The following is a 25,855-nucleotide window of genomic DNA, read 5'->3' as shown; positions in this document are numbered from 1 at the left end:
CGCGCCGGCGAATCAGATCGCCTGCCCCAACTTGAAGATCGGCAGGTACATCGCCACCACCAGCCCACCCACCAGCACGCCCAACACCGCCATGATCATCGGTTCCAGCAGGCTGGTCAGCGAATCGACCAGGCTGTCGACCTCGTCCTCGTAGAACTCCGCGACCTTGGCGCACATCTGGTCCAGCGAGCCGGACTCTTCGCCGATGGCGACCATCTGGGTGGCCATCGGCGGAAACAGCGCGCTCTGCTGCATGGCGAGCTGCAGCTGCTGGCCGGAGGCGACCTGTTCGCGCATGACGTTGATGGCGTCTTCGAACACGATGTTGCCCGAAGCCTTGGCCACCGACCCCATCGCCTCCACCAGCGGCACGCCGGCGGCGAACATGGTCGACAGCGTGCGGGCGAACCTTGCGACCGAGGACTTGTAGAGGATGTCGCCCACCACCGGCACCTTGAGGCCCATGCGATCGAGCGCACGCCGGAACTTGAGCGAGCGCTTCTTGAAATAGCCGAAGAAGAACACGCTCCCGATGACGACCACCAGCATCAGCCACCAGTATTCGCGCACGAAATCCGATAGCGCCACCACCATCTTGGTGAACGCCGGCAGGTCGGCGCCGAAGCCTTCGAACAGCGACTGGAACTGCGGTACCACGAAGTACAGCATGATGCCGGTGACGATGAAGGCCACCACCATCACCGCCGAGGGATACACCAGCGCTTTCTTGACCTTCTTCTTGATCTTCTCGGTCTTTTCCTTGTAGGTGGCGATTTTGTCGAGCAGAGTTTCCAGGGTGCCCGAACGCTCGCCGGCGTCGACCAGATTCACGAACAGATCGTCGAAATGCAGCGGGTACTGCGCCAGCGATTCGGCCAGACTGCGGCCCGATTCGATGTTGGTTTTGATGCCCAGGATCAGCTCGCTCATCGCCGGGTTCTCGTGCCCGCGGCCGACGATCTCCAGCGACTGCACCAGCGGTACCCCGGCCGCCATCATGGTCGCCAGCTGACGGCTGAAGATGGCGATGTCGGCGCTGCCGATCTTGCGCTTCTTGCTGAACAGCTCGATGTTGCGCCGCACGCGGATCGGGTTGACGCCCTGGCGCCGCAGTTGCATGCGCACCATGGCCTCGCTGGGCCCCTGGGTGACGCCCTTGACGCGCGTGCCCCTGCGATCGGTGCCTTCCCACTGGAAGTTGTATTCCTTGACGACGCTAGCTTCGGCCATCCTGCGATCCCCTTACCGCGCGAACCCCGTATGTCCGGCCCCGCTGTACGCAGGCCCTGTAATCGTCGATCTGCTCAGTCCGCCATGGTCACGCGGTTGGCTTCCAGCAGATCGATCACCCCGTTCTTCACCTTCAGCAGCGCCGATGTCCGCAGGTCGCTGACATTTTCCTTGCGGGCCTGGTCGGCGATCTCCATGGCGCTGCCGCCTTCCATGATGATGCGGCCCATCGCTTCGGAAAACGGCATCACCTCGTAGATGCCGGTGCGGCCCTTGTAGCCGCGGTCGCACTGGTCGCAACCCACCGCCTTGTAGAGCTTGAAGCCTGGCGTGTCGACCTCCTCGGCGGTGAAACCTTCCTTGATCAGTTCCGGCCGCGGAATGTCTGCCGGCTTCTTGCATACCGGGCACAGTTTGCGCGCCAGGCGTTGCGCGATGATGAGCGTGAGCGTTGACGCCAGATTGTAGGCCGGCACGCCCATGTTCATCAGGCGCACGATGGTTTGCGGCGCATCGTTGGTATGAAGGGTGGACAGCACCAGATGGCCGGTCTGCGCAGCCTTGATCGCGATCTCCGCGGTTTCCAGGTCGCGGATCTCGCCGACCATGATCACGTCCGGATCCTGGCGCAGGAAGGCCTTGAGCGCCGAGGCGAAGGTCAGGCCCACGCGCGGGTTGACGTTGACCTGATTGATCCCCGGCAGGTTGATTTCCGCCGGGTCCTCGGCGGTCGAGATGTTGACGTCCTCGGTGTTGAGGATGTTCAGGCCGGTGTACAGCGACACCGTCTTGCCCGAGCCGGTCGGGCCGGTCACCAGGATCATGCCCTGCGGCCGTTCCAGCGCGTAGAGGTAGTGCGCCTTCTGTTCGGGCTCGTAACCCAATGCGTCGATGCCGAGCTTGGCCTGGGTGGCGTCCAGGATGCGGCAGACGATCTTTTCGCCCCACAGAGTCGGACAGGTGCTGACGCGAAAGTCGATGGCCTTGTTGCGAGAAATCTGCAGCTTGATGCGGCCGTCCTGCGGCACGCGGCGCTCGGCCAGATCCAGCCGGCTCATGACCTTGACGCGTGCCGAGATGCGCACCGCCAGTTGCTGCGGCGGGCTGGCCACGATGCGCATCTCGCCATCCTTGCGGTAGCGGATGCGAAAGATTTTCTCGTAGGGCTCGAAGTGGATGTCGGAGGCCCCCTGATTGATGGCGTCCACCATGATCTTGTTGACGAACTTGACGATAGGCGCGTCGTCGGCGTCGGATTTGGTGACGTCGCCGGCATCGGCGTCGGTGTCCAGCACTTCCAGATTGGACAGCTCTTCTTCGGAGCCGAAACTCAGATTGGCCGATTCGACCTGCGAGGCAGCGGTTTCGATCGCCTTGGCGAGCTTGTCTTCCTCGACCAGGATCGCCTCGGTGGTGAGCCCGGTGGCGAACTTGATCTCGTCCAGCGCCTGCAGATTGGTGGGGTCGGAAACGCCCAGGAACAGGCGGCGCCCGCGTTTGAACAGCGGCAGCGCGTGACTCTTGCGCAGCAGCTTTTCGCCCACTTCCAGCATCAGCGCGTGATCCAGCGCAATCGAACCCAGGTCCAGCAGCGGTACCCCGAACTCCTGGCTGGCCGCTTCGGCCAGCCGCAAAGCCGGCACGCTGCGCCCCTCCACGATCACCGACACGATCGGCGTGTTGGTACGCAGCGCCTTGGCCTGCAGATCGCGTGCCTGCTCTTCGGAGAGCAGCTTGTCCGCCACCAGCCGTCGCGCCAGGCCACCGATGAACGGCGCGGCATTGCCGGAAGGCTGGGCTTGCGGATTCAGAGCCATGAGCGTGGGTTCAGTGGATGGACGACCGGAGTTGGAGAGTACGCACAATCAGCGGACGTTTGAATCCTTTGTCGGGTCGCCGTTGCCGACATAATCGAGACCCCAGGGGCCTTCGGTGGTGATCTGCACCACGGTGTCCTCGGCAAAGCCCAGGTAATGCACCACACCCGCCGGGGTCATGTAGTAATCGCCGGCGCGAAAGACCTTGAGCCGGGTCTGGTCGTAGGTGTCGCCAAACCCCAGACCGAGCGCTCCGCTGAGCACCGTGATGCGTTCCGGGCGAGGGTGCGTATGCGGCATCAGGCGGGTCCCGGCCGGCACCCGGATGCGCAGGGTGAACAGTCCCGGGCCCCGCGGGTCGCCTTCCAGCAGGCTGCTCTCGGAGCCTGCCGGCAGCGACGGCGGAGCGGGCGTCCAGCGCAGTTGCTCGGCGTGCGCCTGGACCGCGCCGGGCGGCAACGGCGGCGGCGCGTCGGCCTGCAGGGTGCCGGCAGCCAGCAGCGCCAGGCCGGCGATCGGACAGGGGATTCTCATTCGGTAGTCCGTGGCGGATGGATCGCCGACACTATAGGCCCATCGTCGTTCGCGACGATGCTGCACACGCACGTCACTTCTTTTATCAATACCCATGACCTATTCCCGCATCGTCGGCACCGGCGGCTACCTGCCGGCCCAGATCGTGACCAACCAGGACCTCGAATCGCGCATCGAGACCAGCGACGAATGGGTGTTCCAGCGCACTGGCATCCGCAGCCGCCGCGTCGCCGCCGAAGGCGAACTGACGTCCGATCTCGCTGTGCAGGCTTCGCTCAGAGCCATGGAGATGGCGGGGGTGGCGGCTGCCGACATCGATCTGATCGTGGTCGCCACCACCACGCCGGACATCGTATTCCCGTCCACCGCCTGCATCCTGCAGCGCAAGCTCGGCGTCAAGCGCGGCGCCGCCTTTGACGTGCAGGCGGTCTGCACCGGCTTCGTCTACGCCCTGGCGGTGGCCGACAAGTTCGTCGCCAGCGGCCAGAGCAAGTGCGCGCTGGTGGTGGGGGCCGAAGTATTTTCACGCCTGCTGGACTGGACCGACCGGCGCACCTGCGTGCTGTTCGGTGACGGCGCTGGCGCGGTGGTGCTCAAGCCGTCGGATGAGACCGGCATCCTGTCCACCCACTTGCACGCCGAAGGCGACCAGGGCGATATCCTGTGCGTGCCGGGCAGCGTGCACGGCGGTGAGCATGTGGGCCATCCCTTCGTGCAGATGGACGGCCAGGCCGTGTTCCGCTTTGCGGTGCGCGCGCTCGATCAGGTGTGCCGCGAAACCGTGGAGCACAACGGCATCCAGGGCAGCGACATCGACTGGCTGGTGCCGCACCAGGCCAACATCCGCATCATCGTCGCCACCGCGCAGAAGCTGGGGCTGCCGCCCGAACGCGTGGTGACCACGCTCGAACACCAGGGCAACACTTCGGCTGCGTCGGTGCCGCTGGCGCTGGACGTGGCGGTACGCGACGGGCGCATCCAGCCGGGGCACCTGGTCATGCTCGAAGCCGTCGGCGGCGGGATGACCTGGGGGTCGGCACTGCTGCGGTGGTAGTTGCTGGCCCGGTTCAAGGGCGCGCCGGCGGGTCCAGCAGGCGCAGTTGTTCCAGCGCCTTTTCCTGGATGTCGGCGGAAAAATAATCCGCGTAGCCCAGCCAGATCATCTGCACCTTGCCGTCGGCATCGAGCAGGAAGGTGGCGGGCAGTTTCCACGGGCCCCACTGCTTCATGATGATGCCGATGGGATCGCCGATCACCGGATAACTCACCCCGATCCGTTCCAGAAACTGGCGCGCCTTGGGAATGTCGTTGTCGACGTTCACCCCGACCACCTCGAAGCGTTCGCCCCAGCCCAGGCGCGTCATCTCGGCGCGCATGGCGTCGAGCTCGGGCATCGCCTGCAGGCAGGGCGCACACCAGGTCGCCCAGAAATCCACCACCACCACGCGGCCACGGAACTGCGACAGCCTGGTGCCGCGCTCGCCGTTGAGCACCAGTCCGGCAACCTCCGGCGCCTGCGCGCCAAAGGCCAGCAACTCGCTGCGATCGGGTTTGGGCTGCGCATTGGCGGAAGCGGCCACGGCGCTCAGCAACAGCAGTGCGCAAAGGGCGGAGCGAAGCTCGATCATGCTGCGGGTGTTCGGGTAGGGGACGATCCGGCACCCTAACCGGCTTGCGCTTCGCGCGAAAGATCCTCGATCCGCGCAAGACCTCGCGCGGATCGGTGCCCGCCAGTCCAGCGCAACGTGCTTGAATCCGCATTCATCCATGCCCTCTGCGGCAACAGCACTCGGCTCAAACTACCGATGAGCACCTTGATCCTCCTGCGTCATGCCCAGGCTTCGTTTGGAGCCGACCGCTACGACAGCCTGTCCGAACTGGGCCATCAGCAGGCGCGCGTCACCGGCCAGCATCTCGCGCAGCGCCAGCGGCGGTTCACCGACGTCCATATCGGCCCGCGCGAACGTCACCGGCTGACCGCCCGTTACGCGCTGGGCGCGCTGGGCGTGGATGACGCGCCCTATCCCGGCATCGCCGCATTGGACGAGTTTGCCGAAGGCCAGCAGATCCTGGCCGCCGCGGAGGCCCGGCAGGGCGTGCGCCTGCGCGGTGCGGGTGCGGTCACCGGCGTCGAGGCGCGGCGCCGCTATGCCGAGGAGATCGCTGCCTGGACGCAGGGCCGCACGGTGATCGAGGGCGTGCCGGATGTCGGCAGCTTCCGTCGTGCAGTGGCGGACTGGCTCGCCCAGGCGACCGCCGCGCCGGAGTCCGGCCAGCGCGTTCTGGCGGTGACCTCCGGAGGCGTGATCGCCGCCATCATGGCCACCGTGCTGGGCTTGCCGGATGCCAGTGTCGGGCCCTTCATGAGCGCCATCCACAACGTCTCACTGACCGAGCTGGCGTTTTCGCGCGGGCGCCCGCCGTCGCTGGTGTCGTTCAACGCCACCGGACACTTGCCCGATGCGCTGCTGGCGAGGGTCTGAGCGAGCTTGCGGTCTCAGGCGCGCCCGGCGTTGGCCGCGGCCAGCTCGGCCCAGCGCGGCATCAGCGTGGGCGCGAAATCGTGGCCCATGCCCTCGATCAGCTCCAGGCGCGAGTTGCGAATGAGCTGCGCACTGCGACGGCCGCAGGCCGGGCGCAGCAGCGGATCGGCCAGGCCGTGGACGATCTGGGTGGGTACGCGAATCTGCGGCAGCAGGTGCTCGAAGCTGCCGGTGGAGACGATGGCGTGGGTCTGGCGCAGGTGCCCGGCCGGCCGAAAGGCGCGGTCGTAGGCACGCCCCACCAGGTTCATGCGGTGCTCGATCGGCGTGGGAAAGCCCGGGCTGCCGACCCGTCGCAGCAGTTGTACCGAACGCCGGATGACCTGATCGCGCGTGCGCGGCCGCGGCCCGATGCCGGCCATGCGCCACAACACGTCCAGTCGCGCGGGCGGCAGGTCGGGATGATTGGTGCTGGACATGATGGACGTCAGGCTGCGTACGCGCTGTGGCCGCGAGCCGGCCAGGATCTGCGCGATCATGCCGCCCATGGACACGCCCAGCAGGTGCGCGCTGCGAATCCCCAGGGTGTCCAGCAGGCCCAGCGCATCTCGCGCCATGTCGTGCAGGTTGTAGTTGCTGGGCGCGGCGCGACCCAGGCGCGAGCGCAGCCAGTCGCCCAGCAGGTGAAAGCGCACGCCGCGGTCGGAGTCGGCCGACAAGCCGCTGTCGCGGTTGTCGAAACGGATCACGCGAAAGCCGCGCCGAACCAGATCCGCCGCCAGGTTGTCAGGCCAGTGGATGAGTTGTCCGCCCAGGCCCATGACCAGGAGCAGCGGCTCGCCACGGGCCGGTCCGGTCACCTCCCAGTGCAGCCTCAGGCCGTTCACGCAGGCGCTGTCCGCGGACCAACACATTTCCATGACAGCCGCGTTGCACTCCGATGAAGATTAGGTGAAGGGCCGCGGAAGGTACCAACGAAAATTTTTCGATGTCACCGTGCCGGACCGCCAGGCGACGAACGGTAGGCGGGCGGCCCTGCGCGGTCCCCGTGGGGGCGGCCAGCGCCTTCACCAAAGCTTCTCTGGCCAGCTGCCAGCGTCGCCGCGACAATGGCACGGCATTCGCTTGGGCCCATTTGCGTACGGCATAACCGGACTTTTGATGAAACGACTGACCTCGCTGGACTCGGGCTTCCTGTTCCTGGAGAAGCGCAACCAGCCGCTGCACGTGGCCTTTCTGACCCTGCTGCGGCCGCCGCCGGACGCACCGGAGGATTTCGCCAGGAAAATGGTGGAACGCCTGCGTTCCTACGGCGCGCCGCTGCCGCCGTTCAACCAGCGCCTGGAGCGGCGCCTGGGCGCCGGCTACTGGGTGGAGGACCCCGAATTCGATATCGACCAGCACGTCATTCATCTGTCGCTGCCACCACCGGGCCGCGTTCGCGATCTGCTGGCGATGGTTTCGCGCATGCATGCCAGCCACCTGGACCGCGCCTACCCGCTATGGCGCCTGTACGTGATCGAGGGCGTCGAAGGCGGCCGCATCGCCACCTATTCCAAGGTGCATCACGCGGTGGCCGACGGCGTCGCCGGCACCCGGTTGATGCTCAAGTCCATGTCCACCGATCCCGAGCAGATTCTGCCGCCGACCTGGGCGCTGCCGCCGCGCGGACGCCGCGAGCGCCCAGCCGGCCTGCTGGCCGCGCCGGTGGGCCGCGCCGCCAAGCTGGCGGCCGGGTTCCGCGCCGCCTTTGGCAGCGTGCCTGGAGTGGCGCGAGAACTGCGCGAGACCTGGCACGAGGCGCGCATCGGACATCCCGATGTGGTGACCGGCGCCGCCGCGCCAGGCTGCGTGCTCAACCAGCCGGTCAGCGCTTCGCGGCGCTTTGCCGCACAGACCTATTCGCAGTTGCGCGCCAAGAAAGCAGCGCGCGCGCTGGGTTGCACCGTCAACGACGTGGTGCTCGGCATGTGCGCCAGCGCCTTGCGGCAATATCTGAGCGGCCTGCAGGCCCTGCCGGCGGCGCCGCTGATCGCCGGCGTGCCGGTGTCGACCCGGCGCGATCACAGCGAGTCGGGCAACCAGATCGCCTTCATGCTGGTGAACCTGGGCACGCACCTGGCCGACCCGGCTTCGCGCCTGGCGGCGATCCGCGCTTCGGTGGATCACAACAAGCAAAGGTTCGTGCGCATGAAGGCGGCCGAGATTCTGGGGTATTCGGTGGGTCTGATGGCGCCGGGCCTGTTCAACATGCTTACGGTCAAGCGGCCGCAGCACCTGGCCTTCAACCTGGTGATCTCCAACGTCCCCGGCCAGCGCTCGACGCTTTACTGGCAGGGCTGCGAGGTGGAATCGATGTACCCGGTGTCGGTGGTGGCCGACGGCATGGCCTTGAACATCAGCCTGACCAGCCGCGCCGACGGCCTGGACTTCGGTCTGATCGCCTGTCGCCGCACCTTGCCGCACGTGCAGCGGCTGCTAGATTACCTGGAGGTGGGCCTGCAGGAGATTGAGGCGCTGGCCGAGCGGACGGGCTGATTCAAGCCCTGGCCGCGTTGGCGGCGATCAATTCCGCAAAGCGGGGCAGCAGGGCGGTAGGCAGGTCGTGGCCCATGCCCTCGATCATTTCCAGCCGCGCACCGGGGATGAAGCGCGCGCTGCGACGGCCGCAGGCAGGGTAGAGCAGCGGGTCGACGCTGCCGTGGATGACCTGGGTCGGGGCGGTGATCTGCCCCAGGCGGTCCTCGAAGCAGGGTGTGGCGACGATGGCGTGCATCTGGCGCAGCACGCCGCCGGGGCGGAAGGCGCGGTCAAAGGCGCGGCCGGCGAACGCGCGCAACTCGGTTTCCGGCGTCGGATAGCCGGGACTGCCGATCAGCTGCATGGTGCGCGTGCTGCGCGCCACGATGGTGTCGCGCGCATGGTCCGGCGGCGGTGTGGCCAGCCGCAGCAGCAGGTCCATGCGCGACTGCCGCGTCCACGGATGATTGGTCCCGGACATGATCGAGCACAGCGAGCGCACCCGCTGCGCGAAGGTGGCGGCGACCAGCTGGCCGATCATGCCGCCCATCGACACGCCGGCCAGATGCGCGCGGGCGATGCCCAGCGCGTCCATCAGGCCGACCACGTCCTGCGCCATGTCGTACAGCCGGTAGTTGGCCGGCCCCGGCTTGAGGCCCAGGCGCACGCGCAGGAAATCGGCGCGCAGGTTGAAGCGCACGCCGCGGCCGGCGTCTGAGGACAGGCCGATGTCGCGGTTGTCGAAGCGGATCACCCGAAAGCCGCGCGCTGCCAGATCGGCGCACAGGGCATCCGGCCACTGGATCAGTTGGCAGCCCAGACCCATCACCAGGATCAGCGGCTCGCCATGCGCCGGGCCCATCGCCTCCCAGCGCAGCCTGAGTTCGCCAACCTGGGCGTCGCCGCGCTGCCAGTCTTCCGGTTTGCTTCCGTCCATGTGCGAAAGCGTACACGCACACCCACACCCACGAAAAAGGCCGCCGCGAGACGACTCGCGGCGGCCCGTCGTCGCAGCGATTAACCGCGCAGTGCCTCCTTCAGCCAGCGCGCCGCCTCGTTGTGCATCGCGCGGCCCAGGTCCAGCACGCCGAAGAAATTCCAGGTGCCGTGGATGGCGCCGTCGTAGCGCGAGATCGTGACCGGCACGCCGGCCGCCTGCATCTTCTTGCCGTAGTCCTCGCCCTCGTCGCGCAGCGGATCGAACTCGCAGGTCAGCACCAGCGCCGGCGGCAGGTTCGAGAAATCCTTGGCGAAGATCGGAGAGACGCCTGGCAGCTGCGCGTCCGCGGGCGAGCGCAGGTAGTGCCCGATGAAGTACGACATGCTCGCGGTCTCGAGGAAATAGCCTTCGGCGTTGTCGATCATCGACTGCGTCTTGTGGCCGTCGGCGCGCGCCACCGGATAGATCAGCAGCTGCGCTGCGAGCTTCGGACCCTTCTCGTCGCGCAGGCGCTGCGACACCACCGCCGCGAGGTTGCCGCCGGCGCTGTCGCCGCCAACCGCCAGGCGCGCCGGATCGGCGTCGAGACTGCCCGCGTTCTCGGCGACCCAGCGCGTGACCGCCACGCAGTCGTCGGTGGCGTCTGGGTACTTATGTTCGGGGCTCAGGCGGTAGTCCACCGACACCACCACCATGCCGACCGCGCCGCACAGCTCGCGGCACACACCGTCATGCGTGTCGAGGTTGCCGAACACGAAGCCGCCGCCGTGAAAGTAGGTCATCGCCGGGAACGGGCCCTTGCCCTCCGGCGTGTAGATGCGCGTCTTCACCGCACCGGCCGGCGTCGGCACGCTGCGGTCTTCGGTCTTCGCGATCTTCTGCTGCGACGGCGGCAGCGAGGCGAACACCGGGGTGAACGTGGCGCGCGATTCCTCCGGCGTCATGTCCTGGATCTTCTTGAGGCCGGAGGCGGCCATGTTAGTGAGCAGGCCTTCGACCTGGGGATGCAGGGGCATGAGAGTGTCTCCTCGATTCGACTGATAGGGGCCTAGGAGCTTACTGCGCACGGGAATCAGCTGACACCTGCCCGCGCAGGTGGGTCGCGCCGGTGCGGGTTTGCCCTTGCGCGTTCAGACCGGATCCGCGGTCTTGCGGGTGGCGGGCTGCGCTGCCTTTGTGGCGGCGACGCCGGGCGCGCGACCGACATAACTCGCCCGCGGCCGGATCAGTCCACCTTCCGACTGTTGCTCCAGCGCGTGCGCCAGCCAGCCGGCGACGCGTCCGGCGGCGAACAGAATCAGCCCGCCTTCCGGACCCAGCTCGAACACGTCGGCCAGGGCGGCGAGGGCGAAATCGGTGCTCGGCGCCTGGCCGCTGGCCTCGATGGCGGCTTCGAGGAGCTGGCGCACGCGCTGCAGACGGGCCGGCCGCGGTCGCACCGCCTCGAGCTGATCGAGCAGCAGTCGCGCGCGCGGATCGCCTGCCGGATACAGCGGGTGCCCGAAGGTCGGCAGGCTCTCGCCGCGCTGCAGGCAGGCCAGCACATGACGCTGCGCGGAGTCGGCGCGTCTGGCGTCCTGAATGAATTCGTAAGCGCGCGCAGTGGCGCCGCCATGCGCCGGGCCGGACAGCGCCGCCAGCCCGGCCGCGACCGCGCCGTGCAGGCTGGCGCCGGTGGAGGCGACCACGCGGGCGGCGAACGCCGAGGCATTGAGTTCGTGGTCGGCGCACAACAGCAGCGCGGCGCGGACCAGTTCTGCGAGCTGGCCGTCGCCGGGTCGCCAGGCCTGTGCCAGCACTTCGTGCGCGGGGCGGTGATCCGGCGCCACGCCGGCCAGCAGGGCGGTGGTCTGGCGCAGCAGGCTGGCCGCGCTTTCGCGGCGTCGGCGCGGGTCGGGCGACAGGTCGCGCACCGAGCTCAGGGCCAGCAGCGGCAGCGCGGCGGCGGTGCGCTCCAGAGCCGGCAGGCGGTGGTCGCGCAGCAGCGATCTCACCGGCGGCGGCCAGGCTGCGGGCGGCGGCAAGGCAAAGGGGTCGTCGTCGCCGCAATCCCACAGCAGGCGCGCCACCGCTTCCAGGCTCTGTCCGGAGCGCACCAGCTCCGCGACCGCGTGCCCGCGGTAGTAATGGCCCTCGGGGCGGATCAGGGACACCCGTGTTTCCAGCACCGGCAGGCCCCAGGCCAGACTGTGGGCTGCGCCCTGAGCTGCGCTGCGACCGGCATCGCGACGCTCGATCAGCCGCTCGATGTCCTGCAGGCGATACAGCCGCCGACGCGAATCTTCGCCGGCACGCGAATGCACGTGACCGCGGCTCACATAGGCGTAAAGGGTGGCGAGGCTGACGCCCAGGCGCTGGGCTGCCTCGCGGGCGCCGACGTAGTCGCCGGCTCGGGTCGGGGTTTGCATGCCGATATATTGACTTATTGAATCAAGATTGATCAATCCATGATCTGCTGCCACAGTGCAGGTCCACAATAAAGGGCGCGGCGTTCGCGCCGACCCGTTCCGAAGTCCCCGACATCCAGGAGAGACCCGAGATGAGCAGCCCCGCCTCTGCCGGTGCGCGTTTCCGCGCCGCCCTTGCCGCCGAGAAGCCCCTGCAGGTCATCGGCGCCATCAACGCCAACCATGCCCTGCTGGCCCAACGCGCCGGTTACAAGGCGATCTACCTGTCGGGCGGCGGCGTGGCGGCCGGCTCGCTAGGGCTGCCGGACCTCGGCATCAACACCTTGGACGACGTGCTTGTCGATACCCGGCGCATCACCGACGTCTGCGATCTGCCGCTGCTGGTGGATATCGACACCGGCTTCGGGCCCAGCGCGTTCAATATCGAGCGCACCATCAAGAGTCTGATCAAGGCGGGCGCGGCCGCCTGTCACATCGAGGACCAGGTCGGCGCCAAGCGCTGCGGCCACCGTCCTGGCAAGGAGATCGTCTCTCAGGGCGAGATGGTGGATCGCGTGAAGGCGGCCGCCGACGCCAAGACCGATCCGGACTTCTTCCTGATCGCCCGCACTGACGCCATCCAGGCCGAGGGGGTGGACGCGGCCATCGAACGCTCCATCGCCTGCGCCGAGGCGGGTGCCGATGCGATCTTCGCGGAAGCCGCCTACGACCTGCCCACCTACAAGCGTTTCGTCGATGCGCTGAAGGTGCCGGTGCTGGCCAACATCACCGAGTTCGGGGCCACGCCGCTGTTCACGCGCGAGGAACTGGCCAGCGTCGGCGTCGGCATCCAGCTCTACCCCCTGAGCGCGTTCCGTGCTGCCAACAAGGCCGCCGAGGCGGTCTACACTTCGATCCGCGAAAACGGCCACCAGAAAGACGTGATCGATCAGATGCAGACGCGCGCCGAACTCTACGATCGCATCGGTTATCACGCCTTCGAGAACCGGCTCGACGCGCTGTTTGCTGCAAAGAAGAAGTAGGGCGGTCCGCGGCCGCCGATCATCGACGGCGGGCACGGCCCGCCCTACCCAGGAGAAGACATGAGCGAATCCCCCGCAGCTGCCCCCGGTTTCAAGCCCAAGAAATCCGTCGCCCTGTCCGGCACCGCAGCCGGCAACACCGCGCTGTGCACGGTCGGCCGCACCGGCAATGATCTTCATTACCGCGGCTACGACATCCTCGATGTCGCCACCACCTGCGAGTTCGAGGAGATCGCCTATCTGCTGGTGCACGGCAAGCTGCCGACCGCTGCCGAGCTGACCGCGTACAAGGCCAAGCTCAAGGCATTGCGCGGCCTGCCCGCCGCGGTCAAGACCGCGCTGGAACAGCTGCCGCCGTCGTCGCACCCGATGGATGTGATGCGCACCGGGGTCTCGGTGCTGGGCTGCGTCAAGCCCGAGAAAGACGACCACAACCACCCGGGCGCGCGCGACATCGCCGACAAGCTGATGGCCTGCCTGGGCTCGATGCTGCTGTACTGGTACCACTACGCCTACAACGGCAACATCATCGACGTCGAGACCGACGACGACTCCATCGGCGGCCACTTCCTGCACCTGCTGCACCAGGAAAAGCCGCGAGAATCCTGGGTCAAGGCGATGCACACCTCGCTGATCCTATACGCCGAGCACGAATTCAACGCCTCGACCTTCACCTCGCGCGTGGTCGCCGGCACCGGCTCGGACATGTATTCGGCGATTTGCGGTGGCATCGGCGCGCTGCGTGGCCCCAAGCACGGCGGTGCCAACGAGGTCGCGTTCGAGATCCAGAAGCGCTACGACAATCCCGACGAGGCCGAAGCCGACATCAAGGCGCGCGTCGAGCGCAAGGAAGTCGTGATCGGGTTCGGTCATCCGGTGTACACGGTGTCCGATCCGCGCAACAAGGTGATCAAGCAGGTCGCCAGGGACCTGTCGGCCGAACACCAGAACATGAAGATGTTCGATATCGCCGAACGCCTCGAAACCGTGATGTGGGACATCAAGAAGATGTTCCCCAACCTCGACTGGTTCAGTGCGGTGAGCTATCACATGATGGGAGTGCCCACCGACATGTTCACCCCGCTGTTCGTCATCGCCCGCACCAGCGGCTGGAGCGCGCACATTATCGAGCAGCGCATCGACGGCAAGATCATCCGCCCGAGCGCGAATTACGTCGGGCCCGAGGATCAGAAGTTCGTGCCGATTGGCGAACGCGCGTAGCGCGCTCGCCGGGAATCGGGAATAGAGAATCGGGAATCGTAAAGGCCAAGCCGCTTCTCGCTTCTAACGATTCCCCATTCCCGATTCCCCATTCCCGAGATAGCCATGAACACCGCCCACCGCAAGAACCTCCCAGGCACCCAGCTCGACTACTTCGACGCGCGTGAGGCTGTAGACGCGATCAAGCCGGGTGCCTGGGCAAAGTTACCCTACACCGCACGCGTGCACGCTGAAAATCTGGTGCGCAAGGCCGAACCGGGGAAACTCAAGGCCTATCTCGGCCAGTTGATCGAGCGCAAGCGCGATCTGGACTTTCCCTGGTTTCCGGTGCGGGTGGTCTGCCACGACATTCTCGGCCAGACCGCGCTGGTGGATCTGGCGGGTCTGCGCGATGCCATCGCCGACATGGGCGGCGACCCGGCCAAGGTGAACCCGGTGGTGCCGGTGCAGTTGATCGTGGACCACTCGCTGGCCGTCGAGCACGGCGGTTTCGAGAAGGATGCGTTTGCCAAGAACCGCGCGATCGAGGACCGGCGCAACGACGACCGATTCCACTTCATCGACTGGACCAAGAAGGCCTTCAAGAACATGGAGGTCATCCCGCCGGGCAATGGGATCATGCATCAGATCAACCTGGAGCGAATGAGCCCGGTGGTCTACACGCAGGATGGCGTGGCGTTTCCCGACACCTGCGTCGGCACCGACAGCCACACGCCGCATGTCGATGCGCTCGGCGTCGTCGCCATCGGCGTCGGCGGTCTGGAAGCGGAAAACGTGATGCTCGGCCGCGCGTCCTGGATGCGCCTGCCGGACATCACCGGCGTCGAGCTTTCCGGCAGGCCCGGCCCGGGCATCACCGCGACCGACGTGGTGCTGGCGTTGACCGAGTTTCTGCGCCAGTCGAAGGTCGTCGGTGCCTACCTGGAATTCTACGGCGAGGGCGCCTCGGCACTCACGCTGGGTGACCGCGCCACGATCTCCAATATGGCGCCCGAATACGGTGCCACGGCCGCGATGTTCTTCATCGACCAGAACACCATCGAGTATCTGAAGCTCACCGGCCGCGACGACGAGCAAGTCCAGCTGGTCGAGACTTACGCCAGGCACACCGGGCTGTGGGCGGATGCGCTCAAGACCGCCGAGTACGAGCGCGTGCTCAAGTTCGACCTCGGCACCGTGGTGCGCAACATGGCCGGCCCCAGCAACCCGCACAAGCGTCTACCGACCTCCGACCTGGCCGCCCGCGGCATTGCCGCGCAGTGGGCGCCGCCCGCCGACGGCCAGATGCCGGACGGCGCGGTGATCATCGCCGCCATCACCAGCTGCACCAACACCAGCAACCCGCGCAACGTCATCGCTGCCGGTCTGCTCGCACGGAACGCCAACCGCGCCGGCCTCACGCGCAAGCCCTGGGTGAAGTCCTCGCTCGCGCCGGGTTCCAAGGTGGTCGAGCGCTATCTCGAAGACGCCGAACTGCTGGCGGAGCTCGAAAGCCTGGGCTTCGGCATCGTCGCCTTCGCCTGCACCACGTGCAACGGCATGAGCGGTGCGCTCGATCCGAAGATCCAGAAAGAGATCATCGACCGCGATCTGTACGCGACCGCCGTGCTCAGTGGCAACCGCAACTTCGACGGTCGTATCCATCCTTACGCGAAGCAGGCCTTTCTCGCGAGCCCGCCGCTGGTGGTCGCCTATGCGATTGCCGGCACGGTGCGCTTCGACATCGAGAAGGACGTGCTCGGCACCGACCAGGACGGCAAGCCCGTCACCCTGAAGGACCTCTGGCCAACGGACGAGGAAATCGATGCCGTCGTCGCCAAGAGCGTCAACCCCACGCAGTTCCGCGCCGTTTACGAGCCGATGTTTCGCAAGGAAGCCGACGACGGCGCCAAGATCAGCCCGCTGTACAACTGGCGCGAGATGAGCACCTACATCCGCCGGCCGCCCTACTGGGAAGGCGCGCTGGCCGGCGAGCGCAGCCTGAAGGGTCTGCGTCCGCTCGCGGTACTGCCGGACAACATCACCACCGATCATCTGTCGCCCTCAAACGCGATCATGATGAACAGCGCGGCCGGCGAGTACCTGCACAAGATGGGCGTGCCGGAAGAGGACTTCAATTCCTACGCCACCCACCGCGGCGATCACCTCACCGCGCAGCGCGCGACCTTCGCCAACCCGCAGCTCGTCAACGAGATGGCGGTGGTAGACGGCAAGGTCAAGAAGGGGTCGCTCGCGCGCATCGAGCCGGAGGGCAAGGTCGTGCGCATGTGGGAAGCCATCGAGACCTACATGGCGCGCAAGCAGCCGCTGATCATCATCGCCGGCGCCGACTACGGTCAGGGTTCCTCGCGGGACTGGGCCGCCAAGGGCGTGCGTCTGGCCGGCGTGGAAGTGATCGCGGCCGAAGGCTTCGAGCGCATCCACCGCACCAACTTGATCGGCATGGGCGTGCTGCCGTTGGAGTTCAAGCCCGGCACCACACGCCTGACCTTGGGCATCGACGGCACGGAAACCTTTGACGTCACCGGCAAGCTCGCGCCGCGCACGACGCTGACCCTGGTCATCACGCGCAAGAACGGCGAGAAGCTCGAAGTGCCGATGACTTGCCGCCTCGATTCGGACGAGGAAGTGCTGGTGTATCAGGCGGGCGGCGTGCTGCAGCGGTTTGCGATGGATTTTCTGGCGTCCACCAAGGCGGCGTAATCGAACGGGTGGACCTCCAAATGGCAGCCATCGTCCAGAGGGTATGTTGGAATACGCGCGGCTGGCAGTTGCCTGCCGGGAGCACCGACGAGAAAGGTTTCCCGGGTGAAAAAGGGTTCGGACATGAGGAGTGGAACTTTCAGCTAGACGACGCTGTGCTCGGCTGGGTGTACGGCTACATCTACACATCTCCAGCGCTCCAACATCAGCAGTCGTTTCCGCTCTACTTCTACTCGATTCATCCAACCACTAGAGAGCGCCTACTCGTCGGCTGCTATGAAAACGCAGAGCTAGTTGCCGAGGACGAATACAAGAAGGTTCTAGAGAGCTTTCGAGCCAGAGGAATTCTTGATCGCCGAGCACGCGAACTGCGAAGCGCTGTTTCGAACATGTCGCGGGACGCTGCACGGAAGGAAATTGAGAGCTCGCTCAAAGAGTCATGGCTGAAGGTCAAGTGCCCAGCGGATTCGATTACTATTTTTGATCCGCCCATCAAAATTTCTACTCGTGTCGGCGACAAGACGCTCTCTCACCGATTCAAGATGTTTACTTATGTCGAGCTAGCAGAACTTAAGGCGGCTCTGCCGCGCGCGACGAAAGGCGACAAAAGACCTGTTCGTGTCGATCTGGCAGAGGATGGATATTTCAGGGAGAGCCGCGAAAATCTCAGGGAAATTGTGCCCCGCCACAACGCCCTGTCCAACGCGCTATGCCGTTGGCTCGAAAAGCGGGGGATTGTCCCGAGACAGGAAAACCGAGATGTTGATGTGGAGTTCGAGTATCGCGGTAGTTCGCACCGAGTGGAGATCAAGGTCAGCTACGGCGCCAGCATTCGTCATGCTCTGCGTGAAGCGATCGGCCAGCTAATCGAGTACAACATTTATCCCGGCCGAGAGCGGTCTGATAAATGGATAGTGCTTTTGGACCGCAAGCCGGGCCCAGAGCAAGTTGAATACGTGAATTCGCTGCGGAAGGAGTTCAACCTCCCGCTTCACTTGGCATGGCACAACAAAAAGGAGTTCGAATTTTTCGAGCCGAAGCCATTTGACCTATAGCCAGCGTAACTCGGTTCGCTGCGTTGTTTGGAGCGAGCTTGGGCTTTCCCTGAACGTCGCACCCCGGCTCCGCATTCGCGGAACCGGGCTACTTTCTGAAGGGAGATGTCGATGACCCACGCAGTTTTCTGGCCTCAGAAGACCCGCGAGTTCCAAAACCACCATTTCGATTCCACGATCTGGAACGATCTGAAATTCCGCGACGATGACATCGTCATCGCGACCTGGGCGAAGTCGGGTACGACCTGGACGCAGCAGATCATCGCGCAGCTCCTGTTCGGGCCGGACAAGGATCGTGCGGTGGCGGAGATGTCGCCCTGGCTTGATATCCGCGTGCCGCCGAAAGCCGTGAAGCTGCTGGCGGTGGAGGCGCCGACGCACCGCCGCTTTCTGAAGACACACCTGCCGGTCGATGCGCTGGTGTTCTCGCCCAAGGCGAAATACATCTATATCGGCCGCGACGCGCGCGACGTGGTGTGGAGTCTGTACAACCATCACGTCAACGCGAACCAGACCTGGTACGCGGCGCTCAACGACACACCGGGCAGGATCGGCCCGCCGATCGGGTCGCCGGCCGCCACGGTCCAGCAGTGTTGGCGCGAGTGGCTGGACGGCGACGGCCATCCGTTCTGGCCGTTCTGGGAGAACGTGCGGACGTGGTGGGAAATCCGTCATCTGCCGAACGTGATGTTCATCCACTTCGCGGAGATGAAGCGCGACATGGAAGGGCAGATGCGTCGCATCGCGGCCTTCATCAGTGCGCCCATCGACGAGTCGAAGTGGCCGGAGATGGTCGAGCGGTGCTCGTTCGAATGGATGAAGAAGAACGCGACCAAGAGCACGCCGCTGGGCGGCGCGTTCTGGGACGGCGGCGCGGAGACCTTCGTGCACAAGGGCGTGAACGGGCGCTGGAAGGACACGCTCGGTGCCGAGGAGTGCGCGGAGTACGAGGCGCGCGCGGTGCAGGAACTCGGGCCGGAGTGTGCGCACTGGCTCAAGACCGGCGAGGCGCTGTCCTGAAGCAGTGTGGCCGTACGAAAAGGCTCCGGGAAGTCACGGGCGATGATCGACGTCCGTTACCCCGGCGTCACAAAATCTGACCCCGGGCTCTGGCTGATGAGGGTGCCGGAATCGGAGTACGAGCTCGGGTGCTATCACCGCGGATCGATGCGGCTCACGCCGCCCGCCGCATGAGGAGGAAAACATGGCACTGAAAGTAGGCGTCAAACAACTGGTCGCAGCCGCGAATGCGAAAATCCGGACGTTGTCGGTGGACGAGGCCAAGGCGCTGCTGGGCAAGTCCGAGGTGCAGTTCATCGACATCCGCGATCCGCGCGAGCTGGAGCGCGACGGCGTGATTCCCGGCGCCTTTCATGCGCCGCGCGGCATGCTCGAATTCTGGGTCGATCCCGAATCGCCCTACTACAAGCCGCTGTTTGGCGAGGACCGCAGCTTCGTGCTGTTCTGCGCTGGCGGGCTGCGCTCGGCGCTGTCCACCGCGACCCTGCAGGAGATGGGCTTGCCCAAGGTCTGCCACATCGCCGGCGGCTTCGGCGCGTGGAAGCAGGGCGGCGGCGAGATCGTCCCCTATCAACCCGGGTCCAAGGGTTGATCCACCGGAGCCCGGCGAGCAGGGAGCACGCCGTTGGAGAGCCCGACACCCCGGACGAAGCGGGTCAGCCGTCGGCTGGCCTTCGCCGCCCGGACAGGGCGTGGCGCGAAAGTTCGATCAGCAACAGCAGCGGGAACAACCCGTGAAGCGCGAGATCGAACAGGTCGATCGGCCGGTGCAGGGTGCCGGCGAACAGCATGCCGATCTTTTCGAACAGGTGCGGCATCGGGCTGAAGGGGGCCAGGCCCAGGGTCAGGCTGCCGATGAGACAGATGGCGTATCGGGTCTTGCGGTCCATGGCCGGTATTTTGCACCCGCACGGGTGTCGTCACGTCGGAGAACAGCGCGTTCACCGACGCGGCCGCGGGCTGCAAAAGCGTAAAATTGCTCATCTTCCACGGACGAATTTCATCATGCCGCACGCGCCACAAGTCAGGATTCCCGCCACCTACTTGCGCGGCGGCACCAGCAAAGGTGTGTTCTTCAAGCTCACCGACCTGCCCGAGCGCTGCCAGGCACCGGGCGAGGCGCGCGACCGGCTGCTGCTGCGGGTGATCGGCTCGCCCGATCCCTATGGTGCGCAGATCGACGGCATGGGCGGTGCGACCTCCTCGACGTCCAAGATCGTCATCCTGTCCAGGAGCACCCAGCCGGATCACGATGTGGACTACCGCTTCGGCCAGGTGGCCATCGACAAGGCCTTCGTCGACTGGTCGGGCAATTGCGGCAATCTCACCGCGGCCGTGGGTTCGTTCGCGATCAGCAATGGCCTGGTCGATCCGGCTCGCGTGCCGGACAACGGTGTGTGCGTGGTGCGCATCTGGCAGACCCAGATCAACAAGACCATCATTGCCCATGTCCCCATCACCGACGGCGCGGTGCAGGAAACCGGTGACTTCGAGCTCGACGGCGTGACGTTCCCGGCGGCCGAAGTGGTGATCGAGTTCCTCGATCCGGCGGACGAGGGCGATGGCGACGACGGCGGATCGATGTTTCCCACCGGCAATCTGGTCGACGACCTCGAAGTGCCGGGCATCGGCACGCTCAAGGCGACCCTGATCAATGCCGGCATCCCGACCGTGTTCGTCAACGCTGCGGAGATCGGCTACACCGGCACCGAGCTGCGCGAGGCGATCAACTCCAGGCCCGAAGCGCTGGCGAAGTTCGAGACCATCCGCGCCCACGCGGCACTCAGGATGGGCCTGATCAAGGACCCCGGCGAGGCCGCCGGTCGTCAGCACACGCCGAAGGTCGCGTTCGTCGCGCCGCCGGCCGATTACGTGTCGTCCAGCGGCAAGCAGATCAGGGCCGAAGAGATCGATCTCAACGTGCGCGCGCTGTCCATGGGCAAGCTGCATCACGCGATGATGGGCACGGCGGCGGTGGCCATCGCCACTGCGGCGGCCGTGCCGGGCACGCTGGTGAATCTGGCCGCCGGCGGCGGTGCGCGCGAGGCGGTTCGTTTCGGCCACCCATCCGGCACTCTGCGTGTCGGCGCTGCGGCGGCGCAGGAAGGGGGCCAGTGGGTGGTGAAGAAGGCGGTCATGTCGCGCTCGGCGCGCGTGCTGATGAGCGGCTTCGTGCACGTGCCGGGCGACGCGTTCTGAGTCGATGGCGTGAGCAGTACCGGCGCGGATGTCGATTTCGGGCCGGCTCATTCGACGGACAGACAAGACCCGGCAGTGCGCCGGGGCCATCGTCGAGTCCACCACGGAGTACCGGACCATGCCAGGCACCGTAAAACTTCACCGCGTTTTCAAGGCGCCGGCGGCGCGCGTCTACCGCGCGTTCGTCGAGCCCGCCGCCCTCTGCAAATGGCTGCCCCCGCACGGATTCATCGGCACCATCCACGAGATGGACGCCAGGGTCGGCGGCGGCTATCGCATGTCCTTCACCAACCTGGGCACCGGTGGCAGCCACAGCTTCAGTGTCCGCTTTACCGAACTCGAGCCCGGCGAACTGATCCGCCACACCGACCGCTTCGACGACCCCAACCTGGCCGGCGAGATGCAGGTCAGCGTCCGCTTCAGGACCGTGCTCTGCGGCACCGAACTCGACATCACGCAGGAAGGCATTCCGGACGCGATTCCGGTCGAGTTCTGCCATCTCGGCTGGCAGGAGTCGCTGCTGCTGCTGGGGCAGTTGGTGGAGCCGGAGATTCCGGACGACGTATAGCCAGCATCACGGTGGCCATCGGAAACTCTCTTGGCGACCGGACGTTCCGCCTGTCTCACCTCCCGGTGAGTCGACGTTGTGTTCCGTATCCGGTCGAGCCCGGACGCTGCCGCCTACTGTTGGGTGAGGCCGGTCACGCCTCGCCTGGCAAGGGCTGCGGATCGCGAACGAAGCCAAGCTGGCCGGGTGCATCCTGGGTATCCAGCCGCGCCACCGGTAGCGTGCAGTCCGCGAATGCCAGGCGCAGTGCGCTGGCCGCGCCGGATGACAGCGCCAGCGCGGCCGCAAGATCGTCTTCTTCGATCGGCGCATCGTCGGCGTAAAGGCGTGCCAGCGCCCATTGCAGGTCTTCGCCTTCGAGCACGGCCGGGCCGTGTTCGCTGTCCAGCCACAGCGCGCCGTGCTGGTCGAGGTAGGCCGCGCGCGGGCGCTGGATCACCTGGCCGGTGTGGGTGAGCAGCCGGTCAGCGCCGTCGGTGCGCACGATCAGCGGCGCGGACTCCAGGGTCACGTAGCCGCGCTGTGGGCCGTTCTGGAAAAACCAGCGACCGTGTGCGTCGGCGGCATAGTTGGGGTTGAGGGTGTCGATGATCTGCGGCCGGCTGATGAGTTCGCCGCGGATGCGCCAGCGCCCGCGCCGATCCAGGCCCAGCCAGCCGAACAGGGCCGGCACGTCCGGCCATTTCTCCAGCGCGCGCCGGACCCAGGCCTCCATGCCCGAGTCCGCTCAGGCCGGTTTCCCGGCCTCCAGCTTGTCCCGGGTGCGCAGTTCGAAATCGCTGGCGTCATGACGTTCGTGCAACTGCTCGGACGGCTCGCCCCAGGTGCGGTTGACCATGCGCCCGCGCCGGGCTGCCGGGCGTTGGTTGATCTGGTCGGTCCAGCGCTGCACGTGTCGATAGTCCTGCACTTGCAGGAATTCGCCGGCGTCGTAGATCAGGCCCCGCGCCAGCGCGCCGTACCAGGGCCACACCGCCATGTCGGCAATCGAGTATTCGCTGCCGGCCAGGTAGGCGTTGTCGGCCAGACGCCGGTCGAGCACGTCGAGCTGGCGCTTGGTCTCCATCGCGAAGCGGTTGATCGGGTATTCCATCTTGCTGGGCGCATAGGCGTAGAAGTGGCCGAAGCCGCCGCCCAGGTAGGGCGCGCTGCCCATCTGCCAGAACAGCCAGTTGAGGGCCTCGGTGCGCGGCGCGTGATCGCGCGGCAGAAAGGCTCCGCCGAACTTCTCGGCCAGATAGAGCAGGATGGCACCGGACTCGAACACCCGGGTCGGGGTCGGCGTGCTGTGATCCATCAGCGCCGGGATCTTGGAGTTCGGATTGGCAGAGACGAACCCGCTGGAGAACTGATCGCCCTCGGTGATGTTGATGAGCCATGCGTCGTACTCCGCCCCGGCGTGGCCGGCGGCCAGCAGCTCTTCGAGCATCACGGTGACCTTGACGCCGTTGGGCGTCGCCAGCGAATACAACTGGAAGGGGTGCTTGCCGACCGGCAGCGGCTTGTCGTGGGTGGGCCCGGCGATCGGGCGGTTGATGCTGGCGAATTTGCCGCCGCTGTCCCGGTCCCAGGTCCAGACCTTGGGTGGGGTGTAGCCGTTTGAGTCGGTCATCGTCAGTTTTCCGGGCGAATAGATGGATGGGTGGTTGTAACCCCAATGCGTCGCGCCTGTCAGGCTAGGACTTGCCCCTCAAGGATCAGCACAGCCGCGCTCATACAGGGGTCTGGGCGCCGAGTTTGCAGGCCAGGCCGGCGGCGCCCAGGCAGACGTCGGCCCAGGTGGTATCGAAGCCCGAGGCCTCGCCAAAGTAGGGGTCTGCTACCGAGCTTCCGGCGCGGCCGTCGACGTGATCGAGCAGCAAGCTCAATTCCGCCGTCGCGTGGTCGTCGCGCAGTGTACGCAGCCGGGCGAGGTTGTCGCGATCCATCGCCACGATGTGCGTGTAGCGCGCAAAGTCCGCCGCGGTGACCTGACGTGCGCAGTAGCCGCCGATGTCGATGCCTGCGCGCTTTGCCACGGCCTGCGCCCGAGCATCCGGCGCGGCGCCGATATGCCAGTCGCCGGTGCCGGCAGAGTCGACCTCCACTTCCAGGCCGATGCGTTGAGCTTCGCGTCGGAACGCGGCTTCCGCCAGCGGCGATCGGCAGATGTTGCCCAGGCAGACGAACAGTACGGCGGGTCGTGTTCTCATGAGGTCGGCGGTGGATTCGGCTGTCGTTCCCGAAATGGCGGGCATCGGCAACGGTATGAGGAAAGGAATCGATGCTGCCGGTTCTTCACCTGGCGGCGTAGGCGGCGTCCCGCTGCGGCGCCCGGGTCGGCACACGATCTGCTCCAGGTCGTGCGCGAAAGCAGCCGGACCGACCTGGGCGTCGATCCGGTGCAGCTTGGCATGACGAGGCTAGCCATTCCAAAGCGCCCGTATGTTCTCCGCCAGCTTTGCACCGTCGTGGGCGCTGGCGCGCAATGCGCCCGGGACTTGCCGCACGACCTGCACGATCTGACTCGCGCCGCGGTGGAGGGCGACAATCCGCGAGACGGCGGGCTGGTGGTGCGGGTGATCAACCGGTTCGCCCGGCGCTCCCCGGGCCGCGAATCCGCCAAGGCAGACCGACGACTCGCATCCCGATGATCGGCGGGCGTGTTCGCGCTACCGCCGGTTCGCGTGCGGTTGCGGCGGGGCGATACACTTTGCGGCGCTGACGCCGCGCGATCAGCGCGAATCACAACACAAGGCTGTTTACTCATGAATGGATTGCGCTGGCGGTCGCGCTGGGGTGCGGCCTTGGCCGTGTTGACGGGATTAACCCTGGCGTTGCCGGCCGCCGCACAGAAGCCCGCCGACCTGATCCAGATCTACGCCGATGCCTTGGCCAACAACGCCTCGTTCCGTGCGCGTCTGGCCAAGGTCGAGGCGGTCGACCAGTTGCATTTGCAGGCCGAAGGCCAGTTGCTGCCGCAAGTCGGCGTGCTCGGCAGTTACGACTACGTCGACGAGGAGATCGAAGGGCGCTTCTTCGGTCTGGTCGACGTCGACAACGACGACAGTTTCGACCGCACCCTGTATGGCGTACAGCTCACCCAGGCGCTGTATCGGCCGGAACTGGTCATCACCCGCGACCAGGCCACCCTGAGCAAGGCACAGGCGCGGTTCCAGCTCGAAGCGGACGAAGGCACGCTGATGCTCGAGGTCGCCGAGGCTTATTTCGGCGTGCTGGCCGCGCTGGACCTGGAGTCGTTTTACAAGGCCGAGCAGGAGGCCTTGCAGACCCAGCTGGATCAGGTCGGCACGCGCACCGCAGCGGGCCTGGCCACGCAGGCGGACCTGGCTGCCGCGCGTGCGCAATACGCCGTGGCGGGCGCCAACGTGGTGCAGGCAGCCGCCGCACTGCAAGGCGCCTACGCTGCGCTGGACGCGATTGCCGGCAAGGTCTATCGCAGCTTCAAGGTGCTGCCCGAAGGCATGGTGCTGGCGCGACCGCAACCGGCCACGGTGGCGCCGTGGCTGCAGCGTGCGCGCGAGCAGAATCTGACCGTGCTCGGTGCGCGGCTGTCGCTGCAGATCGCCGAACTGGAACTGGAGAAAGCGCGCAAGACCCGCTGGCCGCGCGTGGACGCCGCTGCCAGTGCCTCGCGCCTGGACAACGGCGGCGGACTGTCGGGCGATCGCGAAGAGACCGAGACCCGGGTCGGCGTCAAGCTGGTATTGCCGCTGTACGCCGGCGGCTCGATCGACGCCAAGATCGCCGAAGCCCTGGCCAATCGCGAGGTGGCGGCCGCCGAGCTGGAAGCCGCCGAGCAAGCCGCCGAGCGCGATGCGCGCCTGGCCTACCTGCAGGCCACCAACGGCATCGCGCTGGTGCCGGCGCGGCGCGCCTCGCTGGACGCCGCACGCGAAGCCGAGGCCGCCACTGTTGGCGGCTTCGATGCCGGGACCCTGACCACCGCGGACGTGCTGCGCGTGATCCGCTCGCGCTACGAGGCGGAGCGCGACTATTCCGCCGCGCGTTACACCTTCATGCTCGATTCGCTGCGCCTCAAACAGGCTGCCGGCGACCTCACCAACGCCGATCTCAACCGCTTCGACCGCCTGCTTCGACCGCCTTCGGCGGTGCAGCGTTGATCGCCGCCCGG

At 66.4% G+C, this 25,855-nt stretch carries 25 protein-coding genes; 13 read left to right on the top strand and 12 right to left on the bottom strand.

What is annotated here, in order from left to right; genetic code table 11:
- Positions 1-12 precede the first annotated feature (12 nt).
- The 3 genes from ACOOHP_RS14120 to ACOOHP_RS14110 all read right to left on the bottom strand — a co-directional run bounded on the left by ACOOHP_RS14120 (position 13) and on the right by ACOOHP_RS14110 (position 3,581).
- Complete coding sequence (locus ACOOHP_RS14120) at positions 13-1,230, bottom strand: type II secretion system F family protein (RefSeq protein ID WP_420467126.1); 1,218 nt, start codon at positions 1,228-1,230, stop codon at positions 13-15.
- Positions 1,231-1,304: 74 nt separating this feature from the next.
- A complete protein-coding gene (pilB, locus tag ACOOHP_RS14115) occupies positions 1,305-3,047 on the bottom strand; it encodes a type IV-A pilus assembly ATPase PilB (RefSeq protein ID WP_420467125.1) in 1,743 nt (580 codons plus the stop codon).
- Between the two features lie 48 nt (positions 3,048-3,095).
- Positions 3,096-3,581, bottom strand: a complete 486-nt coding sequence (locus tag ACOOHP_RS14110) for a cupin domain-containing protein (RefSeq protein ID WP_420467124.1) — start codon at positions 3,579-3,581, stop codon at positions 3,096-3,098.
- Between the two features lie 94 nt (positions 3,582-3,675).
- Between ACOOHP_RS14110 and ACOOHP_RS14105 the strand changes: the two genes are divergently transcribed.
- Positions 3,676-4,635, top strand: a complete 960-nt coding sequence (locus ACOOHP_RS14105; RefSeq protein WP_420467123.1) for a beta-ketoacyl-ACP synthase III — start codon at positions 3,676-3,678, stop codon at positions 4,633-4,635.
- Positions 4,636-4,648: 13 nt separating this feature from the next.
- Here ACOOHP_RS14105 and ACOOHP_RS14100 read toward each other — a convergent pair whose 3' ends face one another.
- On the bottom strand, positions 4,649-5,209 hold the full coding sequence (locus tag ACOOHP_RS14100) for a TlpA family protein disulfide reductase (protein WP_420467122.1): 561 nt from the start codon (positions 5,207-5,209) through the stop codon (positions 4,649-4,651).
- Positions 5,210-5,386: 177 nt separating this feature from the next.
- Here ACOOHP_RS14100 and ACOOHP_RS14095 point away from each other — a divergent pair, with 177 nt between their 5' ends.
- Positions 5,387-6,064 carry a histidine phosphatase family protein gene (locus ACOOHP_RS14095; RefSeq protein ID WP_420467121.1) on the top strand — a complete coding sequence of 226 codons (678 nt, stop codon included), beginning with the start codon at positions 5,387-5,389 and terminating at the stop codon, positions 6,062-6,064.
- A gap of 14 nt (positions 6,065-6,078) precedes the next feature.
- Here ACOOHP_RS14095 and ACOOHP_RS14090 read toward each other — a convergent pair whose 3' ends face one another.
- On the bottom strand, positions 6,079-6,951 hold the full coding sequence (locus ACOOHP_RS14090; protein ID WP_420467120.1) for an alpha/beta fold hydrolase: 873 nt from the start codon (positions 6,949-6,951) through the stop codon (positions 6,079-6,081).
- A 274-nt stretch (positions 6,952-7,225) separates the two neighbouring features.
- On the opposite strand from ACOOHP_RS14090, the gene ACOOHP_RS14085 reads away from it, so the two are divergent.
- Positions 7,226-8,602 carry a WS/DGAT/MGAT family O-acyltransferase gene (locus ACOOHP_RS14085; protein ID WP_420467119.1) on the top strand — a complete coding sequence of 459 codons (1,377 nt, stop codon included), beginning with the start codon at positions 7,226-7,228 and terminating at the stop codon, positions 8,600-8,602.
- A 1-nt stretch (position 8,603) separates the two neighbouring features.
- On the opposite strand, the gene ACOOHP_RS14080 is transcribed toward ACOOHP_RS14085, so the two are convergent.
- The 3 genes from ACOOHP_RS14080 to ACOOHP_RS14070 form a co-directional block, all read right to left on the bottom strand.
- Positions 8,604-9,521 carry an alpha/beta fold hydrolase gene (locus ACOOHP_RS14080; RefSeq protein ID WP_420467118.1) on the bottom strand — a complete coding sequence of 306 codons (918 nt, stop codon included), beginning with the start codon at positions 9,519-9,521 and terminating at the stop codon, positions 8,604-8,606.
- Positions 9,522-9,601: 80 nt separating this feature from the next.
- Positions 9,602-10,540 (bottom strand): alpha/beta hydrolase, encoded by a 939-nt coding sequence (locus ACOOHP_RS14075; protein ID WP_420467117.1) that lies wholly within the window; start codon positions 10,538-10,540, stop codon positions 9,602-9,604.
- Between the two features lie 114 nt (positions 10,541-10,654).
- Positions 10,655-11,932, bottom strand: a complete 1,278-nt coding sequence (locus tag ACOOHP_RS14070; RefSeq protein WP_420467116.1) for a citrate/2-methylcitrate synthase — start codon at positions 11,930-11,932, stop codon at positions 10,655-10,657.
- Positions 11,933-12,063: 131 nt separating this feature from the next.
- Between ACOOHP_RS14070 and prpB the strand changes: the two genes are divergently transcribed.
- From prpB to ACOOHP_RS14040, 6 genes are all read left to right on the top strand, one after another.
- Positions 12,064-12,954 carry a methylisocitrate lyase gene (gene prpB, locus ACOOHP_RS14065; RefSeq protein WP_420467115.1) on the top strand — a complete coding sequence of 297 codons (891 nt, stop codon included), beginning with the start codon at positions 12,064-12,066 and terminating at the stop codon, positions 12,952-12,954.
- Positions 12,955-13,014: 60 nt separating this feature from the next.
- Positions 13,015-14,175, top strand: coding sequence for a bifunctional 2-methylcitrate synthase/citrate synthase (prpC, locus tag ACOOHP_RS14060; protein WP_420467114.1), 1,161 nt, complete (start codon positions 13,015-13,017; stop codon positions 14,173-14,175).
- Between the two features lie 105 nt (positions 14,176-14,280).
- Positions 14,281-16,878, top strand: coding sequence for a Fe/S-dependent 2-methylisocitrate dehydratase AcnD (gene acnD / locus ACOOHP_RS14055; RefSeq protein WP_420467113.1), 2,598 nt, complete (start codon positions 14,281-14,283; stop codon positions 16,876-16,878).
- Between the two features lie 20 nt (positions 16,879-16,898).
- A complete protein-coding gene (locus tag ACOOHP_RS14050; protein WP_420467112.1) occupies positions 16,899-17,933 on the top strand; it encodes a hypothetical protein in 1,035 nt (344 codons plus the stop codon).
- Between the two features lie 111 nt (positions 17,934-18,044).
- A complete protein-coding gene (locus ACOOHP_RS14045) occupies positions 18,045-18,953 on the top strand; it encodes a sulfotransferase domain-containing protein (protein ID WP_420467111.1) in 909 nt (302 codons plus the stop codon).
- 184 nt (positions 18,954-19,137) lie between these two features.
- Positions 19,138-19,545: a rhodanese-like domain-containing protein gene (locus tag ACOOHP_RS14040; protein ID WP_420467110.1), complete on the top strand. Its 408-nt coding sequence runs from the start codon at positions 19,138-19,140 to the stop codon at positions 19,543-19,545.
- A 64-nt stretch (positions 19,546-19,609) separates the two neighbouring features.
- Here ACOOHP_RS14040 and ACOOHP_RS14035 read toward each other — a convergent pair whose 3' ends face one another.
- Complete coding sequence (locus ACOOHP_RS14035) at positions 19,610-19,843, bottom strand: RND transporter (RefSeq protein WP_420467109.1); 234 nt, start codon at positions 19,841-19,843, stop codon at positions 19,610-19,612.
- 115 nt (positions 19,844-19,958) lie between these two features.
- Between ACOOHP_RS14035 and prpF the strand changes: the two genes are divergently transcribed.
- On the top strand, positions 19,959-21,152 hold the full coding sequence (prpF, locus tag ACOOHP_RS14030; RefSeq protein WP_420467108.1) for a 2-methylaconitate cis-trans isomerase PrpF: 1,194 nt from the start codon (positions 19,959-19,961) through the stop codon (positions 21,150-21,152).
- A gap of 118 nt (positions 21,153-21,270) precedes the next feature.
- On the top strand, positions 21,271-21,720 hold the full coding sequence (locus ACOOHP_RS14025) for an SRPBCC family protein (RefSeq protein ID WP_420467107.1): 450 nt from the start codon (positions 21,271-21,273) through the stop codon (positions 21,718-21,720).
- Positions 21,721-21,853: 133 nt separating this feature from the next.
- Here the strand turns inward: ACOOHP_RS14025 and ACOOHP_RS14020 are convergent, their stop codons facing one another.
- The 3 genes from ACOOHP_RS14020 to ACOOHP_RS14010 all read right to left on the bottom strand — a co-directional run bounded on the left by ACOOHP_RS14020 (position 21,854) and on the right by ACOOHP_RS14010 (position 23,912).
- The gene (locus tag ACOOHP_RS14020; RefSeq protein ID WP_420467106.1) at positions 21,854-22,435 is read right to left on the bottom strand and encodes a DUF2946 family protein; all 582 of its coding nucleotides are present in this window, start codon (positions 22,433-22,435) and stop codon (positions 21,854-21,856) included.
- A gap of 12 nt (positions 22,436-22,447) precedes the next feature.
- On the bottom strand, positions 22,448-23,332 hold the full coding sequence (gene yghU / locus ACOOHP_RS14015) for a glutathione-dependent disulfide-bond oxidoreductase (RefSeq protein ID WP_420467105.1): 885 nt from the start codon (positions 23,330-23,332) through the stop codon (positions 22,448-22,450).
- A 100-nt stretch (positions 23,333-23,432) separates the two neighbouring features.
- Positions 23,433-23,912, bottom strand: a complete 480-nt coding sequence (locus tag ACOOHP_RS14010; protein ID WP_420467104.1) for a low molecular weight protein-tyrosine-phosphatase — start codon at positions 23,910-23,912, stop codon at positions 23,433-23,435.
- Between the two features lie 150 nt (positions 23,913-24,062).
- Here ACOOHP_RS14010 and ACOOHP_RS14005 point away from each other — a divergent pair, with 150 nt between their 5' ends.
- Complete coding sequence (locus ACOOHP_RS14005) at positions 24,063-24,353, top strand: hypothetical protein (protein ID WP_420467103.1); 291 nt, start codon at positions 24,063-24,065, stop codon at positions 24,351-24,353.
- A 114-nt stretch (positions 24,354-24,467) separates the two neighbouring features.
- Complete coding sequence (locus ACOOHP_RS14000; protein ID WP_420467102.1) at positions 24,468-25,844, top strand: TolC family outer membrane protein; 1,377 nt, start codon at positions 24,468-24,470, stop codon at positions 25,842-25,844.
- Positions 25,845-25,855 lie beyond the last annotated feature (11 nt).

The organism is Panacagrimonas sp., assembly GCF_965216805.1.
In the GTDB taxonomy this organism is placed as follows: Bacteria; Pseudomonadota; Gammaproteobacteria; order Nevskiales; family Nevskiaceae; genus Panacagrimonas.
The sequence above is the reverse complement of the archived record's forward strand: the minus strand, read 5'-3'. Positions and strand labels throughout refer to the sequence as shown.

Excerpts from the sequence above, each read along its gene's own strand:
- ACOOHP_RS14050 (WP_420467112.1), top strand. The coding sequence starts at position 16,899 with ATGGCAGCCATCGTCCAGAGGGTATGTTGGAATACGCGCGGCTGGCAG.
- ACOOHP_RS14045 (WP_420467111.1), top strand. The coding sequence starts at position 18,045 with ATGACCCACGCAGTTTTCTGGCCTCAGAAGACCCGCGAGTTCCAAAAC.
- ACOOHP_RS14100 (WP_420467122.1), bottom strand. The coding sequence starts at position 5,209 with ATGATCGAGCTTCGCTCCGCCCTTTGCGCACTGCTGTTGCTGAGCGCC.
- yghU (WP_420467105.1), bottom strand. The coding sequence starts at position 23,332 with ATGACCGACTCAAACGGCTACACCCCACCCAAGGTCTGGACCTGGGAC.
- ACOOHP_RS14010 (WP_420467104.1), bottom strand. The coding sequence starts at position 23,912 with ATGAGAACACGACCCGCCGTACTGTTCGTCTGCCTGGGCAACATCTGC.
- ACOOHP_RS14075 (WP_420467117.1), bottom strand. The coding sequence starts at position 10,540 with ATGCCCCTGCATCCCCAGGTCGAAGGCCTGCTCACTAACATGGCCGCC.
- ACOOHP_RS14025 (WP_420467107.1), top strand. The coding sequence starts at position 21,271 with ATGCCAGGCACCGTAAAACTTCACCGCGTTTTCAAGGCGCCGGCGGCG.
- prpF (WP_420467108.1), top strand. The coding sequence starts at position 19,959 with ATGCCGCACGCGCCACAAGTCAGGATTCCCGCCACCTACTTGCGCGGC.
- ACOOHP_RS14110 (WP_420467124.1), bottom strand. The coding sequence starts at position 3,581 with ATGAGAATCCCCTGTCCGATCGCCGGCCTGGCGCTGCTGGCTGCCGGC.
- ACOOHP_RS14080 (WP_420467118.1), bottom strand. The coding sequence starts at position 9,521 with ATGGACGGAAGCAAACCGGAAGACTGGCAGCGCGGCGACGCCCAGGTT.
- ACOOHP_RS14120 (WP_420467126.1), bottom strand. The coding sequence starts at position 1,230 with ATGGCCGAAGCTAGCGTCGTCAAGGAATACAACTTCCAGTGGGAAGGC.
- ACOOHP_RS14020 (WP_420467106.1), bottom strand. The coding sequence starts at position 22,435 with ATGGAGGCCTGGGTCCGGCGCGCGCTGGAGAAATGGCCGGACGTGCCG.
- prpC (WP_420467114.1), top strand. The coding sequence starts at position 13,015 with ATGAGCGAATCCCCCGCAGCTGCCCCCGGTTTCAAGCCCAAGAAATCC.
- acnD (WP_420467113.1), top strand. The coding sequence starts at position 14,281 with ATGAACACCGCCCACCGCAAGAACCTCCCAGGCACCCAGCTCGACTAC.
- ACOOHP_RS14000 (WP_420467102.1), top strand. The coding sequence starts at position 24,468 with ATGAATGGATTGCGCTGGCGGTCGCGCTGGGGTGCGGCCTTGGCCGTG.
- ACOOHP_RS14070 (WP_420467116.1), bottom strand. The coding sequence starts at position 11,932 with ATGCAAACCCCGACCCGAGCCGGCGACTACGTCGGCGCCCGCGAGGCA.
- prpB (WP_420467115.1), top strand. The coding sequence starts at position 12,064 with ATGAGCAGCCCCGCCTCTGCCGGTGCGCGTTTCCGCGCCGCCCTTGCC.
- pilB (WP_420467125.1), bottom strand. The coding sequence starts at position 3,047 with ATGGCTCTGAATCCGCAAGCCCAGCCTTCCGGCAATGCCGCGCCGTTC.
- ACOOHP_RS14040 (WP_420467110.1), top strand. The coding sequence starts at position 19,138 with ATGGCACTGAAAGTAGGCGTCAAACAACTGGTCGCAGCCGCGAATGCG.
- ACOOHP_RS14095 (WP_420467121.1), top strand. The coding sequence starts at position 5,387 with ATGAGCACCTTGATCCTCCTGCGTCATGCCCAGGCTTCGTTTGGAGCC.
- ACOOHP_RS14035 (WP_420467109.1), bottom strand. The coding sequence starts at position 19,843 with ATGGACCGCAAGACCCGATACGCCATCTGTCTCATCGGCAGCCTGACC.
- ACOOHP_RS14085 (WP_420467119.1), top strand. The coding sequence starts at position 7,226 with ATGAAACGACTGACCTCGCTGGACTCGGGCTTCCTGTTCCTGGAGAAG.
- ACOOHP_RS14105 (WP_420467123.1), top strand. The coding sequence starts at position 3,676 with ATGACCTATTCCCGCATCGTCGGCACCGGCGGCTACCTGCCGGCCCAG.